Here is a 14,782-nt window from a genome sequence, read left to right as displayed (position 1 = left end):
CTCACCACGCACGGTGTGCGCGGTCGCTGGCAGGTCTTCGGACTCGCGGACGTGTCGTGCCGGCGACCGTGATCTGGTCGGTTGCCGACTCGGTTCCTACTGGCCGTCGCTTCCCACCCGCGTGTGCGAGCAGTGCTTGATGACGGCGGTCGTTTCCGCTTACCGCTGCGGGGCAGTCCCGGAATCTCACCGGGTTCCCTCTTGCCCCGAAGACCGATTGCGCGGCCTTCGGACCAGCAAGAGACACCATATGCGGGTGGTGGGTGCAAAGTGCGGCACCACATGTTGGGTCCGCGTGTCGCGTCCCTAGGATTGCGTTCATGCGGCGCGCCACCCCCTTCGTCGCGGGCGCAGCGCTCGTCCTCCTTGCCCTGGTGGGGTGCTCCGCACCCCCACGCACCGATGCGTCGACCCCTCCCGCCAGCGCCCCGGCATACCCCCGACTCACCCCGGCCTGCCCGACGGCTTCGTCCACGGGCAGACCGCCCACGGTGACGGTCGCCCAGCTCAACCGGATCGTCGCGGGCCTGGACCTGCCCCTGTGGCAGGCCGGTGACATCGGCGCCAGCGCTCGACTCCCCGATGAGCGGATCGTGTGGGTCTTCGGCGACACGGTGCGGGGTGTGGGGATCTCGCCACGCATCGTGGCGAACTCGATGCTGGTCACGAGCGGGCTGTGCACGTCGCAGGTCGAGACGTCGGCCCGAGGGCCGGTGATCCCCGATCGAGCCGACGGCGTCGTCCACTGGCCCATGTCGGTGGCGTCCGTGTCGAGGCCTGACGGCGACTTCCTCGTCGTGATCACCGCACGCATCCGTCGGGGCGTGGCGGGGAACTTCGACTTCACGTACCTCGGCAGCAGCGCAACGGTTTTCGAGATGCCGCCTGGTGGCGCTCCGCGGCTGCGCCACCAGCTGGACATCACCCCAGACAGCCCCGCGGCCGACCAGGTCAACTGGGGCTCGGCGATGACGGTGAGCGGTGACTGGCTCTACGTCTACGGCACCAGGTTGCCGACTCGCGACTCCTTCGGACGAGCCCTGTATGCCGCCCGCGCACCGGTGGCGGAAGCGAGAGACCGCTCCACGTGGCAGTTCTGGGACGGCGCCGCCTGGGTGTCGGAGCAAGGTAGCGCGGCGGTGATCCTGGCTGCCCGGGGTGGCGTCTCCCAGACCCTGTCGGTCGACGCCGTGGACGGCCACTTCGTCATCGTCTCCAAGCGGGACGGCGACCTCGGCAACGCGGTCTACGCGTGGTCGTCGGACTCACCGGTCGGCCCCTGGTCTGCGCAGCGCGGGACGAGGGCGGACTTCCAGGACCCGTCAGGACAGCTCAAGTACGCACCCCTCGCCCACCCCGGGATCGCGCTGGCCGACGGCCGGCTGCTGATCTCGATCTCACGCAACACCACCGACTTCGGGCGGCTGCTCGAGGACCCGACGCTCGGACGGCCCGTCTTCGCCGAGATCGACCGCCCCTGACCGCACCCCGCGCGCCGCGACTTGTTGCGCGCAGATCGTCACCAGAGCCCGAAATCGGGGGTTCGTGACCACCGGGTGGCAACAAGTCGGGACCACCCGGGAGCGTGTGTGTCGATGGCGGATGATGGTGCCCAGACAGGCGAGACTCCAGCAAGGAAAGAGAGGACACCCGCATGGCGACCGCGAAGTTCACCGTCCACACGAGCTTGTCGCCGAGCGAGGTCCTGGCCGTGATCACCGACTTCGGTCCGGAACGGTCCCGGTGGTGGCCGAACGTCGACGAGGCCCACTTCACGGTCCACGCGCAGGGTCCGGACTGGGCCGAGGTCACTGAAGGCACCGGCATGGGCTGGGAGCGGGAGCGCTACTCGTGGAATGCCGCCGCAGGCACCGTCACGATCGACACGCTCGAGTCGAACCTGTGGGGACCGGGCAGCGGCTGGCGCTACGAGATCGTCCCGGCGGCCCAGGGCACTGACCTGCACGTCTCGCTCACTCGGGTACCGAACTCCCTCAAGGGAAGGCTCGTGGCCGCCCTGATCCCCGTCGCGGGGCCCCACGCCCTCGGAAAGCAGTTCCAGTCCGTCCTGCGCAGGGCCGAGAGCCGCTGACCACCTGCTGGTCGGACACGCCCCGCACGCTAACGGACCCACCCCCACCCCGAGGTGGCTTCAGGGTCACCTCAGGGTCAGGATCGGGTCTCTCCCCGATGTGGCGGACCTGCTGCCCGAGCCACGATGCTCGACATGATCACTGTCGAATCACTCACGAAGAGCTACGGACGCGCGATGACCGCCGTCAACGATGTCTCGTTCACCGCGGCCACCGGTCGGGTCACCGGCTTCCTCGGCCCCAACGGCGCCGGCAAGTCGACGACGATGCGCATCATCGTCGGACTCACCCCGGCCACCTCCGGGACCGCCACCATCGACGGGCACCGGTTCACCGACCTTCCCAACCCGGGCACCGAGGTGGGCGTCCTGCTGGACGCCTCCGCCCAGCACGCCGGACGCACCGGACGCGAGATCCTCACTCTCGCCCAGCGCACGATGGGCCTGCCCCGCACCCGGGTCCAGGAGATGCTCGACCTGGTCAGCCTGACCGCCGACGAGGCCGATCGGCGAGTCCGTGACTACTCCCTGGGGATGCGCCAGCGCCTCGGGATCGGGACTGCCCTCCTCGGGGACCCCCGCGTGCTCATCCTCGACGAGCCGGCGAACGGCCTGGATCCGGCTGGGATCCGCTGGATGCGCGACCTGCTGCGCGGATTCGCCGACCAGGGCGGGACCGTCCTGCTCTCGTCCCACCTCCTTCACGAGATCGAGGTCATCGCCGACGACCTCGTGGTCATCGGCAACGGACGCATCGTGGCGCAGGGACCCAAGTCCGACCTGCTCGCATCGGCGGGCACCGTGGTTCGTGCCCGCGACGGTGCGGCCCTTGCCCAGGCCATGAAGCACGCCGGCCTGACCATCACGCCCCACGCGGACGGCAGCGTGCACACCGACGCAGCACCCGACCAGGTCGGCGAGATCGCCCTCGCTGCCCACGTGGTCCTCACCGAGCTCCGCACTGCAGACGGAGCCGGGCTCGAGGAGATGTTCCTCGAGCTCACCGCAGACACCCAGCGCGAAGGAGCAGCAGCATGACCACCACCGTCCTCAGGACCCCGACCTCCGAGTCGGCCACGGCCGTCGGCCGCACTCATCAGGCAGCCGCGCGGATTCCGCTGACTCGCATCATCGGGGTGGAGCTGCGCAAGATGTTCGACACCCGCTCGGGCTTCTGGCTGATGGCCAGCCTGGTCATCACGAACCTGCTAGCCACTGCCGCCATCATCGTGTTCGCTCCCGATGACCAGCTCACGTTCGACAACTTCGCGGCTGCCATCGGGGCACCGATGACCGTGATCCTGCCGATGATCGGGATCCTCGCAGTGACCAGCGAGTGGAGCCAGCGCAGCGGACTGACCACCTTCACCCTCGTGCCACACCGTGGCCGGGTGCTCGGCGCCAAGTTCCTGGCGGCCACCACCGTGGGTGTCGTGTCGATGTTCATCGCCCTCGTCGTCGGTGTGCTCGGCACCCTCGTCGGCAGCGCCATCGCCGGCGTGGATCCGGTCTGGAACCTCTCAGCCGCTCACTTCTCGCTGATCGTCCTGGGCAGCGTCCTGGGCATGTTGTTCGGCTTCATGTTGGGCCTGGTGATTCGCAACTCGGCCGGCGCGATCGTCACCTACTTCGTGTACACGCTGGTGTTGCCTCCCCTGCTCGGCCTGCTGGCCGCGAACCAGAAGTGGTTCGCCGACCTGCAGCCGTGGGTCGACTACAACTACTCGAGGACCCCGCTCTTCGACGGCACGCTCACGGCCCCGCAGTGGCAGCACCTCGCCGTCTCGGGCGGCCTGTGGTTCCTCGGCATCGACCCTGTCGATGCCGGAGCAACGGGGCTACCTTCGACATCATGAGGATCCTGGAGCGCCTCGCCGAGGCACAGAACGCGCACGACGCCCAACTCATGGCCTCTCACTTCGCCGAGGACTACGTCAGCTCCCAGCCCGTCCATCCCGGCCGCGCCTTCAGCGGCAGCGCCCAGGTGCTGGCCAACTGGACCTCCGTCTTCGAGGGGGTCCCCGACTTCCGCGCCGAGCTGCTGGCCTCGTCAGTGGACGGGGACACGGAGTGGGGTGAGTTCGACTGGCAGGGTCAGCACGCCGACGGCTCCCCTTTTGCGATGCGCGGAGTCATCATCGTGACCGTGCGTGACGACCTGATCGCCGGGGCCAGGCTGTACATGGAGCCCGTGGAGCGCACGGACCAGGACATCGAGGCGGCCGTGGAAGAGCTGTACCGACCGCCGTCACTCTCATCTGACTGACAGACGGCAAGGTCGCTGCCCACACCGCCTCGCGACTCCCCTTCAGCCGACGATGCGGTCCAGAGTCAACGGCAGGTCGGTCACGCGTCGACCCGTGGCGTGACGGACGGCGTTGGCGACAGCGGCGCCCACCCCGACGATGCCCACCTCCCCCGCTCCGAGGATGCCCAGCGGCATCTGGGGGTCCGGGTCGTCGAGGGTGTGCACCTCCAGATGCGGGACGTCCGCATGCACGGGCACGTGGTACTCGGCCAGGCTGGGGTTCATGATCCGCGCGCTCCGAGTGTCGATCAGGGTCTCCTCCCCCATCGCGAGGCCCAGACCCATGACGATGCCGCCGCGCAGCTGGCTGTGGGTCGTCTTGGGGTTGACCACCCGACCCACGTCGAAGACGCTGACCCACCGACGGATTCGCAGCTCGCCGGTGTCGGCGTCGACCCGCACCTCGCAGAAGTGCGCACCCGTGGCCGCCTTCATCCATCGCCTGCTGTCCATCACGAGCTTGGACAGGAACCGCACCTGGCCCCACATGGCCCTCGGTCCGGTGTCGGCGCCGACCTCAACGGTGAGCGAACGCTCCCCCGAGCGGGTCAGGACCTCGGCGGGGTCGGAACCGTCCGGCATACCTGCCTTGGACGCCAAGGTGTCCAGCCGCTTGCGCATGGCGTGGCAGGCCTTCTCGATCGAGCCGGCCAGGCTCGCGGTCTGGCCCGAGCCACCGGCCCCCGGCCCCATGGGCAGGTCGGAGTCGCCATAGAGCGTGTTCACCCGATCGAGGGGCACACCCAGGCAGTCGGCCAACATCTGGCCCACGACGGTGGCCGTGCCCATGCCCATCTCGTGGAAGGCGCTGGCGAGCGTGGCGCTGCCGGTGGCGTCCACGGTGAGCTGCACGTTGGCGACGAACTCCCAGGACGGGTGGATCGCGGCCGCCACCCCCCAACCGACGAGGTCCTTGCCGTCGCGTGTGCCCGGCGCCGGCCGATCGGCCCAACCGAACAGGTCGCGTCCCTGTTCCAGGGTCTGGGCGAGCCTGCGGTGGGAGTAGCGCGTGCCGTGGACCGGGCTCTTCTCGCCGGGCTGGTTGAGCAGGCGCAGCGCGACCGGGTCCATTCCGAGCTCGATGGCGAGTTCGTCCACCGCTGACTCCACGGCAAAGCTGCCCTGCGCCTCGCCGGGAGCACGCATCGCGGTGTTCGGCATCAGGTCGAGCTCGACGACCTTCTGCTCGGCCAGGATCGTCGAGGCGTCATAGAGGTCCAGGCTGCACGCGACGATCTGGTCTGCCTCACCCCCGACACGACCCTTGCGCGATGTGGCCGAGTGGATGAGGGCCTCCATCTGACCAGCTCGAGACGCACCGATCGCCACGCGCTGCCGGGTGGGGGTCCGACCACCCACCGTCCGGTAGACGCCCTCACGGGTGAGGGCCAGCCGCACCGGCCGCCCGGCGACCTTGGCAGCCATGCAGGCGATCAAGGTCGCGGCCCACACCTTCGACTTGCCGCCGAAACCCCCGCCGACGAACTTCGAGACGACGTGGACGTCGCTGGCCGGCATGTCGAACCTCTTGGCCAGGAACTTCTGGGTCCAGTCGATGTTCTGGCAGCCCTCGTAGACGGTGAGCCGCTTGCCGTCCCAGACGGCCGTCGTCGCGTGCGGTTCGAGGGCGTTGTGGTTGTGCTGCGGCGTGGTGAAGGTCAGGTCCACCTTCACCGGCGAGATCTTGTATGCCGCGTGGGCGTCACCGCGCTTGCCTCCCGTCGCGGGCATGACCGGCATCGACCGGACCCGTGTCGCGGTGGGGATCTCGGCGTCGAAGTCGGCTGTCGCAGTGATGGTTTGGTATTCCACGCGCACGAGGGAGGCGGCGTACTGGGCGGCTTCGAGGGTCTCCGCAACGACGGCGGCGACGGGCTGCCCGTCGACGTGCACCTCGTCCGTGTTGAGGAAGGCGATGGAGCTCCCAGCGGCCATCGTCGAGAGGTCCATCGGGTTCATCCGGCTCGGTGCCGGCGTGAGGCGCGGGGCGTTGTGATGGGTGAGGACCAGCACCACTCCCGGATGGGCTTCGGCCTGGGCGACATCCATGGACGTGATCCGGCCTCGGGCGATGGGCGCGTGGACGAGCACGGCGTGAGTCATCCCAGGAAGGGGGTACTCCGCCGAGAACCGTGCGGTGCCAGTGGCTTTGGCGAGGCCGTCCACCCGGTCGACTGCCCTGCCGATGGCGGGACCGCTCTGCCTGTCGGTCTCCGTCGGCGCAGTGGACCGGGTGGTCCGCTCGGGCGCCAGCGTCATGACGCACCTCCTTCGTCGCGGAGTCGCCTCAGGGTTGCGGTGATCGTGCGAACTGCGAGCTCGATCTTGAACTCGGTGCTGGGCGTGCCCACAGCCTGTGACAGCTCCGCCCTGGCCGCGGCGGCGAACTCCTCGTCCGTGGCAGGCCGCCCGGTCAGGTGCTCTTCGAGAGTCGTTGCCCGCCAAGGCTTGTGGGCCACTCCCCCGAGCGCGACCCGCACCTGGGAGACAGTGTTGTCAGTGACCTCGAGGGCGGCGGCGACGGAGACCAGCGCGAACGCGTACGAGGCACGGTCGCGGACCTTGCGGTAGCGGGACCGGGCCGCCAGTGCCTGGGCGGGGAGGGTGACCGCCGTGATGAGCTCGTCCGCCGCGAGGGTGGTGTCCACGTCTGGCGTCTCCCCGGGGAGTCGGTGGAGGTCTTGGATCGGGATCGTCCGGATACCGGAGCGGTTGGCGACCTCGACCTCCGCGTCGAGCAGCACGAGCGCCACAGCGAGGTCGGAGGGATGCACCGCGACGCAGTGCTCGCTGGCCCCGAGGACGGCTCCCATCCTGTTGTGCCCCCCGGCAGCATCGCAGCCGGCACCACGCTCGCGCTTGTTGCAGGCGGCGGCGTCGTCGTAGAAGTAGAGGCACCGCGTGCGCTGCAGGAGGTTGCCGCCGACCGTCGCCATGTTGCGGATCTGACCCGAGGCGCCCATGAGAATCGCCTGGGCGAGCACCGGATAGCGTTGGCGCACAGCGAGGTTGGCGGCAAGGTCGGTGTTCCTGACCCCGGCACCGATCCGCAGACCACCGTCCGCTGACTGCGTGATCTCGGCCAAGGGGAGCCGGGTCACGTCGACGAGCACGGCCGGCGTCTCGATGCCCTCACGCATCAAGTCGACCAGGTTGGTGCCACCGCCGAGAAACTTCGCACCCGGCAGGTCCACGATGGCCGCCAGCGCCTCGTCGATGCTGGCCGGGACGGCATACGACACCGGTTTCATCGGTGACCACCTGCAGCGTCGGCATAGGACTCGATGGCCTCCGCGATGCCGTTGTAGGCGCCGCAGCGGCACAGGTTGCCGCTCATCCGTTCCCGCACTTCGAGGTTCGAGCGTTCGGGTGCTGCGGCGAGGTGATCGGAGACCGCGCTCGGCACACCTTCGTCGAGCTCGCGCAGCATGCCGAGGGCTGAACAGATCTGCCCGGAAGTGCAGTAGCCGCACTGGAACCCGTCCGCGCCGACGAACGCGCGTTGCAGGTCGTGGGGGTCCTCGGGCGTCCCCACGCCCTCGATGGTGGTGACCTCTCGGCCCTCGACCTGGACCGCCAGGGTGAGGCAGCTCAACACGCGTCGGCCGTCGACGAGCACGGTGCAGACACCGCAGGCGCCCTGGTTGCAGCCCTTCTTGGTCCCCGGGAGATCGAGTCGTTCGCGGAGGAGATCCAGCAGACTGACTCCTGCGTCCACCTCGACCTCGGTCGGTGCTCCGTTGAGGGTGAAGCGGAACTGCGGGGTGGTGCGGGGCTGCACTGGCACTGGCGTCTCCCTTCCTTGTCCGGAGACTAACCCAGCCCGGGCGGCCCCGCCGGTGGCTGGGCGAGTCCTCAGCGGCGCCACCACGTCGGGTTGAACCGAAGGGGCAGCGGCCCGTCGATGATGCCGAGTCGCCGAGCCGCCCAGAGGCTCAGGCGCCACAGCAGCCAGACCCCCAGGAACGCCAGCGGGATCGTGATCCACACGACCAGCCGGGCCCGCCAGACCGCCGCCTCGTTCACGTAGGGCGAGCCGGCGAAGGCGTCGACCCGCCAGGACGTCAGCCCGGCGAAGCCGGCTGTGCTCTCCACGACGGCCCGTCCCCCAACCGGACCGGTGCGACCGCTCGAGGTGACGAGGAGCTCGCCGCCTCGCCAGGTGAGCCCGTCTACCGAGTAGCGGGAGTGCAGCGGCAGGAGGGTGCCACTCGCGGCGAACCCTGGCTCGTGGACTCCGGCCAGGTCCCAGGTGATCACCGAGGAGTCGTAGGAGGCGTTCATCAGCGACGCGCCGACAGCCAGCGTCCGGCCGTCCGGCGACACCGACATCGCCTGCGGCTCGAGGGTCGCGTCGGACGGGTAGGTCAGCCGACCGACGGCCCGCCACGAGGAGTCGCCGATGGTCCAGGTGTACACGTCGAGCGACGGCTCGGTCTGCGAGCTGTAGGTCACCATGAGGGTCCGGTCATCCAGCCAGCCACCGGCAACGGGGAGGCCGAGCGTGACCTGCTCCAAGGGCGTATAGGGGGGCACCGAGACCTGGGAACCGTCGGGGGTGGCGACGACGATGGTCGACGACGGGTCGTAGGCCCGCGCGTAGTGGCCCGAGTCCGGTGACCACGCCGCCCACACCTGGACGTCGTCAGGGGCACCGGGATGGGGCACCGGGCGGCTCGAGCCGGTCACGAAGTCGTAGACGGCGTGCCCGTCGACCATCCAGCGACCGTTGGGTGACAACGCGGCATACATGCGGCTCGGCCCGGCGCCGGGCACCTTCCACGACGCGCCCCGCGAGTCGATGCCGAAGGCGGTGGATCCGTCGAAGACGACCGCGGTCATCGGGCGATGGGCTGTGAGGATGTCCGGGGCGAAGTAGGGGTGGGCCAGGATCGAGGGGTACGTGTCCGGAGCCTTGGTCTGCACAGGCCGCGGCGAGGCCGGTACCGGAGGGGTGGACAGCGAGGGCCAGGCGACGAAGGCCAGGAGGGCGACCAGGACGGTCACGGCCGCGGCGCCGGCGACACGCAGCCTCGCCCTGCGCCGGGCACCCTGGGTCCAGAGCTCGTCGACGGGAGGACCTCCTGCCGACTCGACGTCACGAACCAGGTCCGCGAGCGCGGTGCCGAGTGGGGTGTTCATCGACGAACCTCCGTCCTGCCAAAGGTGATTGCGAGCTCGGGAGCGAGGATGCGGAGGCGTTCCAGCGCGTGGCGCGTCTGGGACTTCACGGTGTTGACCGAGCAGCCGAGCACCTCGGCCGCCTCGCGTTCGGTGCGGTCTTCGTAGAAGCGCAGCACCAGGACGGCACGCTGCCGCGGGGTCAGCCGGGACAGCGCCTCGGCGAGCGTGAGCCGCGAATCGGCGCCGGCGAGCGCGTCGGGCGGCCACGAGGCAAGCCGGTCGGTGACCTCCACGGGGTCGGGTTGGTGGCGACGCCACCGCCAGGCATCGACCGACCGCGTGTACAGGATGCGTCGGACGTACGCCTCCGGCGAGCCGGCAGCCGACACGACGGACCAGCGCTGCGCCGCCCTGGCCAGCGTCTCCTGCACCAGGTCCTCGGCAGCATGCGTGTCACCGGTGAGCAGCGTCGCCGTGCGCAGGAGAGGCACCCACCGAGCGCGCACGAACGCCTCGAAGTCCTCACGCGCCTCCACGTGGTCCACCTCCCCCACCATCTTCGGTCGTGCAGTCGCCGCCCCTGCAGTCGTCGCCTCTGCAGTCGTCGCCCCTGCTAGTCACGCCAGTCCACACTCTCAAGGACGGACGCGCGGGGAGATCCGGGTGGAGCGCGCCGACGTGTTTCCAGCCGGGACCGGGCGCGGTTCCCCACCTGAGCACGCCGACTGCGCAAGAATGGGCCATGCCCTCATGGCCGGACGACCGGCGCCACGAGCACATCCTGGGTCCTTGCCTCGCCGCGCCCGAGCCCGGCGAGGCTGGGTGATCACCTCGTCCTCGTTCCTGCGCCGGTGGGATGTCGCCGCCACAGTGGTACTGCTCGGCGTCTTCGTGCTGGGCGCGACCGCCGTCCGGTTCGCCCCGCCGGGCTCGTCGGTGGCCGTGTGGTGGCCGGCCGCCGGACTCGCTGTGGCCTTCCTGCTCGCAACCGGCCCGAACTGGCGGCGCGCAGCCATCGTCGTCGTCGGCATGGTGGTGTTCAGCGGCGCGGCTAACCTGTACGGCGGCCGACCCCTGCTGGCGGCCGCGTGCTTCGGCGCCGCCAACGCCACCGAGGCCGCGGTGGTCTGGTGGGTGATGACCCGCGGCCGGCGTCAACCACGCCTTGCCTCCCTCGATGACCTTGGGCGACTCCTGGTCGCCACGCTCACAGGAGCCATCGTCTTCGGCGTCCTGGCCGGCCTCACCGTGACGTTCGCGCTTGACGGCACCTTCCTGCCCACGGCGTACGCCGTCGCGGCGTCGCACGCGGCTGCCGTCCTCATCATGGCGCCGCTGGGGGTGGCCGTCTCCACCAGCCGGTCCCAGCCCCGCCGTATGGAGGACCTGGTCCAGGCGCTCACCCTCCTGGCTGTTGTCCTGTGGGTGTTCGGTTCCAGGGACGGGCTCCCGCTGGCCTTCCTCCCCCTCCCCGTGCTGGTCTGGGGCGCGACGAGGCTGCACCTGCGGAGCCTCGCCGCTCAGCTGGTTGCTGTCGGTGTCATGGTCGTCTTCCTCACCAGCGTGGGTGGCGGACCGTTCGCCGCCGCGGGGCGCTCGGGGGTGGCCGATCCGGAGACGGTCGGCGCGCTGACCCAGGCGTTCCTGATCACCGCGGCGATCACCGGACTCGCGCTGGCGGTGGCGTCGACCCAGCGCCGGGACGCCCTCGTCGACCTGCACAGCGAGGCGACGTTCACCCAGACCGTGCTCAACTCCGCCGTCGCGACGGCCATCATCGGGACCGACACCTCGGGCACCATCACGTTGTTCAACCGTGGTGCGACCAACTTGCTCGGCTACCGACCGGAAGACGTCGTCGGTTCGCTCAACTGGGTGGATCTGCACGACCCGGCAGAAGTGAGCAGGCGTGCGGCCGAGCTCGGCCTGACGCCTGGTCCGGCCGTCCTCGTCCACCTGCTCGAGGGTGCCGACCGCACGGAGACGCGCGACTGGACCTGGATCACCCAGGGTGGGCGGCGCATCGTGGTCGACCTGACCACCAGTGCGATCGTCGACCAGGCCGGAACGGCCACGGGCTACCTCGGTGTCGCGGAAGACGTCACCGAGCGACGCCTGTCGGCCGACGCGGTGCAGACCGCGCTCCGGCGCGAGCGCCGCGCGGTCGAGGAGCTCACCGCCCTGGACCGGGCCAAGACGGACTTCCTCTCCTCGGTCAGCCACGAGCTGCGGACTCCGCTGGCCAGCGTGCTCGGCTACACCGAGATGCTCGAGGACGGCGCGGTGGGGCCGCTTGCCCCGAAACAGCTGGACCTCATCTCGCGGATCGACCGCAACGGACGACGGCTGCTCGCCCTCATCGAGGACCTGCTGCTCAACTCGCGCATCGAGTCAGGGCAGCTCCACCTCGCCCGCCAGCGTTGTGACCTGGTGGAGGTCGTCGACCACGCCTGGGAGTCCGTGGGTGCACTCACCCAACGGCGAGACCTCCAGCTGTCCCGCGACGTCACTGACCGCCCGGTCCCGTTGCACGGCGACCCGGCCGCCCTCGAGCGGGTCGTCACGAACCTCCTGTCCAACGCCGTCAAGTTCACCCCCGACGGAGGCAGCGTGGTGCTCAGACTCGACACCACGCATGACAGCTCCGGTGCGGGCAGGGCGAGGCTGGTCGTGGCCGACACGGGCTACGGCATCACCGAGAGCGACCAGGGTCAGGTCTTCCGCCGTTTCTTCCGCTCCTCGGACGCCAACGAGCGGGCGGTCCAGGGCACCGGCCTCGGGCTGTCCATCGTGCGTGCCATCGTGGACGGCCACGACGGCACGATCCATGTGACGTCGAGCGTCGGCAAGGGGTCGGCCTTCACCGTCCTGCTGCCCTTGGCCCCCGTCTCCAGGTCGAACGGCAGGGCCCGCTGACGAGTCGCCGATGAGTCGGCGGCTCGCGGGCGGTCTACCTGGCATGGACACCAACGACGAGAGGCCCGCCAGGACGCATCCGGGAGCGCCCACCGGGGCGGACTCGCCGCCCTACGAGCTCGATCCCCTGGTGGACGCCTACATCGCGGCGCTGCCCGCATGGCAACGTGCGCTGTGCCAACGGCTGCGCGAGATCGTGCACGCCGCCGACCCCGAGGTGCAGGAGACGATCAAGCGGCGGGTCCAGCCCTACTTCGTGCTCGACGGCAATGTCTGCGCGCTGCTCGCCACGAAGGACCACGTCAACCTGTTCGTCTACGACGGCGCGATCGTGGACGATCCGCACGGCCTGGTGACCGCCGGCCATGACAACGCCACCGCGCGCACGATCGCGTTCTGGGAGGGCGATCCGGTCAACGAGCCTGCCCTGTTGGGTTTCCTGCGCCAGATCGTCGCCAACAACCGGGCCGGTGGGTGGCGCAGGCTGAAGAAGCCCTGACGCCCGCGCTGCTCTCGGCCTGGGCTCGAGGTTGGCGTCCGGCCGCGGCTAGCTCCCCATCGAGCTGAGGTCGGGCGGGACGTCGACGGCATGCTCACGCAGGACCTCCAGCGGCACGACCTCGAGCACTGCCGCGTTGGTGGACGCCAGGACCACGTGGGCGGCTGCCCCGTCACGGTGCGCCCGTGCCCAGTTCAGGGCCGTCACGCACCAGCGGTCCCCCGGTACCAGTCCGGGAAAGCGGTACTCCGGCATCGGCGTCGACAGGTCGTTGCCGATCCCGCGCTGGTGCTCGAGGAACTCGGCCGTGACCACCGCGCAGATGGTGTGGCTGCCCAGGTCCTGCGGGCCGGTGCTGCAGCAACCGTCGCGGAAGAACCCCGTCATCGGCTCGGTGCCGCAGACCTCCAGCACGCCTCCGAGGACGTTGCGCTCGCCCACGTCTCCCGAATCGCCCGGCGCTGTCACCATCAGCCCTCCTCGCGTGCGGCGGCTCGCTGCTCCTCGCGAAGGCGGGGCTCGGTGCGTCGCTCCGGGTGTATGCCGCGCTTGTCACGGTAGAACTCCCGGACCTTGTCCATGTCTGCGACCACGTCGGGCGTGGCCGAGATCGTGGGACCGAAGCCGGCTGTGCGCGTGGGGCCGTCGATGAAGGCAAGGGCGATCGGCAGCTTGGCCGACCGCGCCAGCCGCCAGAAGCCGGACTTCCAGTACTCGCCCTTCTTCCGGGTCCCCTCTGCCGCGAGGATGAGCAGGAAGGGCTCCCCGCTGCGGGCCTCGCGCACGAGCTCTCGGACTACGGCGCCAGGATTCTCACGGTCCAACGGCAGGCCGCCGAGCCGGTGCAGGAGCCAGCCCAGCGGCCCGCGGAACAGCTCCTTCTTGATGAGCACCCGCGGCGTCACCCCGCCCCGCCACATGACGAGCAGCATCATCACGAAGTCCCAGTTGGACGTGTGCGGCGCGCCGACGAGCACCCCGGTCCTGGGGACCTCACCGACGGCTGTCCAGCCACTGGCACGGAGCACCAGGCTGGCGAGGCGACTCCTCATGGTGTGCCTCTCGGGGGCGCCGCCCCAGTCACTGGTCAGGTGGTGGGGTGTGGGTGGGGTTGGTTCCGGCCGTGGTCAGGCTCGGGTGGCTCGTGGGGTCGGTCACGATCGCCTGGGCGATGTCAGTGAGCCGATGGTGGTTGCGGCGAGCGTACTGGCGCATGCGTTCGAAGGCGGCATTGACATCGATGCCGTGCGTCCTGGCAAGCACACCCTTGGCCTGCTCGATGGCGATCCGGCTGTTGAGCGCACCCTGGAGCTGCTCGGTGAGGATCTCCGCGCTGCGGATGCTGCGCTCCTGCAGCAGACCGATGGTCGCGATGTCGGCCAGGGACTGAAGGATGCGGACGTCGGCCGGCTCCAGCTGACCGGCGTGCGTGCTGAACATGTTCAGTGCCCCGATGACCTGCCGGCGGTGGCGCAGCGGGAAGGCGTGGACCGACTGGAACCCGGCATCGACCGCCCGGGGCGCGAAAAGCGGCCACCGCTGGGCGGCCTGGTGCAGGTTGGTGTTGACGACCGCCGTGCCGGTGCGGAAGCAGTCCAGGCAGGGACCTTCCTGGTACTGCAGCTGGAAGAGCTCGAGCAGCTTGACCGACTCGGCCGAGGCGGCCATGTACTGCAACTGGCCATGGGGGTCGGCGAGCAGCAGTCCTGCGGAGGCGGAGGCGCTCACTGCCGCGGTGTGCTTGGTCACCGCCTCGAGGAACTCGATCACGTCGAAGTCGTCGACGAGGGTGTCCGCCACCTCGACGAAGACCTCGGCGAGCACGTCAGCGGCAATCATCGTG

Annotated in this window: 15 protein-coding genes and 1 riboswitch; of the genes, 7 read left to right on the top strand and 8 right to left on the bottom strand. The window is 69.9% G+C overall.

The genetic code is table 11. The features are described 5' to 3' along the window. Positions 1–11: 11 nt before the first annotated feature. Positions 12–253, bottom strand: a riboswitch (cobalamin riboswitch). A 67-nt stretch (positions 254–320) separates the two neighbouring features. The 5 genes from AC1DYG_RS02570 (at position 321) to AC1DYG_RS02550 (ending at position 4,358) form a co-directional block, all read left to right on the top strand. Further along, positions 321–1,481 (top strand): DUF4185 domain-containing protein, encoded by a 1,161-nt coding sequence (locus AC1DYG_RS02570; RefSeq protein ID WP_477638335.1) that lies wholly within the window; start codon positions 321–323, stop codon positions 1,479–1,481. 173 nt (positions 1,482–1,654) lie between these two features. Continuing rightward, positions 1,655–2,092, top strand: coding sequence for an SRPBCC family protein (locus AC1DYG_RS02565; protein WP_477638334.1), 438 nt, complete (start codon positions 1,655–1,657; stop codon positions 2,090–2,092). Between the two features lie 135 nt (positions 2,093–2,227). Further along, positions 2,228–3,130 (top strand): ABC transporter ATP-binding protein, encoded by a 903-nt coding sequence (locus AC1DYG_RS02560; RefSeq protein ID WP_477638333.1) that lies wholly within the window; start codon positions 2,228–2,230, stop codon positions 3,128–3,130. Beyond that, positions 3,127–3,948, top strand: coding sequence for an ABC transporter permease (locus AC1DYG_RS02555; protein WP_477638332.1), 822 nt, complete (start codon positions 3,127–3,129; stop codon positions 3,946–3,948). Before AC1DYG_RS02560 ends, AC1DYG_RS02555 begins: the two co-directional genes overlap by 4 nt. After that, on the top strand, positions 3,945–4,358 hold the full coding sequence (locus AC1DYG_RS02550; RefSeq protein ID WP_477638331.1) for a nuclear transport factor 2 family protein: 414 nt from the start codon (positions 3,945–3,947) through the stop codon (positions 4,356–4,358). Before AC1DYG_RS02555 ends, AC1DYG_RS02550 begins: the two co-directional genes overlap by 4 nt. 42 nt (positions 4,359–4,400) lie before the next feature. Here AC1DYG_RS02550 and AC1DYG_RS02545 read toward each other — a convergent pair whose 3' ends face one another. From AC1DYG_RS02545 to AC1DYG_RS02525, 5 genes are all read right to left on the bottom strand, one after another. Next, the gene (locus AC1DYG_RS02545) at positions 4,401–6,659 is read right to left on the bottom strand and encodes a xanthine dehydrogenase family protein molybdopterin-binding subunit (RefSeq protein ID WP_477638330.1); all 2,259 of its coding nucleotides are present in this window, start codon (positions 6,657–6,659) and stop codon (positions 4,401–4,403) included. After that, entirely contained in the window at positions 6,656–7,651 is a 996-nt protein-coding gene (locus AC1DYG_RS02540) for an FAD binding domain-containing protein (protein WP_477638329.1), read from the bottom strand. The genes AC1DYG_RS02545 and AC1DYG_RS02540 overlap by 4 nt, the downstream gene beginning before the upstream one ends. After that, entirely contained in the window at positions 7,648–8,187 is a 540-nt protein-coding gene (locus tag AC1DYG_RS02535; protein ID WP_477638328.1) for a 2Fe-2S iron-sulfur cluster-binding protein, read from the bottom strand. The genes AC1DYG_RS02540 and AC1DYG_RS02535 overlap by 4 nt, the downstream gene beginning before the upstream one ends. A 68-nt stretch (positions 8,188–8,255) precedes the next feature. Continuing rightward, on the bottom strand, positions 8,256–9,542 hold the full coding sequence (locus AC1DYG_RS02530; protein ID WP_477638327.1) for a TolB-like translocation protein: 1,287 nt from the start codon (positions 9,540–9,542) through the stop codon (positions 8,256–8,258). Beyond that, positions 9,539–10,081, bottom strand: a complete 543-nt coding sequence (locus AC1DYG_RS02525; protein WP_477638326.1) for a SigE family RNA polymerase sigma factor — start codon at positions 10,079–10,081, stop codon at positions 9,539–9,541. Before AC1DYG_RS02525 ends, AC1DYG_RS02530 begins: the two co-directional genes overlap by 4 nt. 265 nt (positions 10,082–10,346) lie before the next feature. Here AC1DYG_RS02525 and AC1DYG_RS02520 point away from each other — a divergent pair, with 265 nt between their 5' ends. Beyond that, a complete protein-coding gene (locus tag AC1DYG_RS02520; RefSeq protein ID WP_477638325.1) occupies positions 10,347–12,440 on the top strand; it encodes a sensor histidine kinase in 2,094 nt (697 codons plus the stop codon). Positions 12,441–12,483: 43 nt separating this feature from the next. Continuing rightward, a complete protein-coding gene (locus AC1DYG_RS02515) occupies positions 12,484–12,939 on the top strand; it encodes a DUF1801 domain-containing protein (RefSeq protein ID WP_477638324.1) in 456 nt (151 codons plus the stop codon). Positions 12,940–12,987: 48 nt separating this feature from the next. Here the strand turns inward: AC1DYG_RS02515 and AC1DYG_RS02510 are convergent, their stop codons facing one another. From AC1DYG_RS02510 to AC1DYG_RS02500, 3 genes are read right to left on the bottom strand one after another with little or no spacing between them, the layout of a single operon-like run. Beyond that, entirely contained in the window at positions 12,988–13,410 is a 423-nt protein-coding gene (locus AC1DYG_RS02510; protein WP_477638323.1) for a DUF2237 family protein, read from the bottom strand. After that, positions 13,410–13,991 (bottom strand): 1-acyl-sn-glycerol-3-phosphate acyltransferase, encoded by a 582-nt coding sequence (locus AC1DYG_RS02505; protein ID WP_477638322.1) that lies wholly within the window; start codon positions 13,989–13,991, stop codon positions 13,410–13,412. Before AC1DYG_RS02505 ends, AC1DYG_RS02510 begins: the two co-directional genes overlap by 1 nt. Before the next feature lie 28 nt (positions 13,992–14,019). Continuing rightward, positions 14,020–14,778: an ANTAR domain-containing protein gene (locus tag AC1DYG_RS02500; RefSeq protein WP_477638321.1), complete on the bottom strand. Its 759-nt coding sequence runs from the start codon at positions 14,776–14,778 to the stop codon at positions 14,020–14,022. Between the last annotated feature and the right edge of the window lie 4 nt (positions 14,779–14,782).

Source organism: Pedococcus sp. P1_H8 (assembly GCF_056405175.1).
This window is presented reverse-complemented; position numbering and strand designations above follow the sequence as displayed.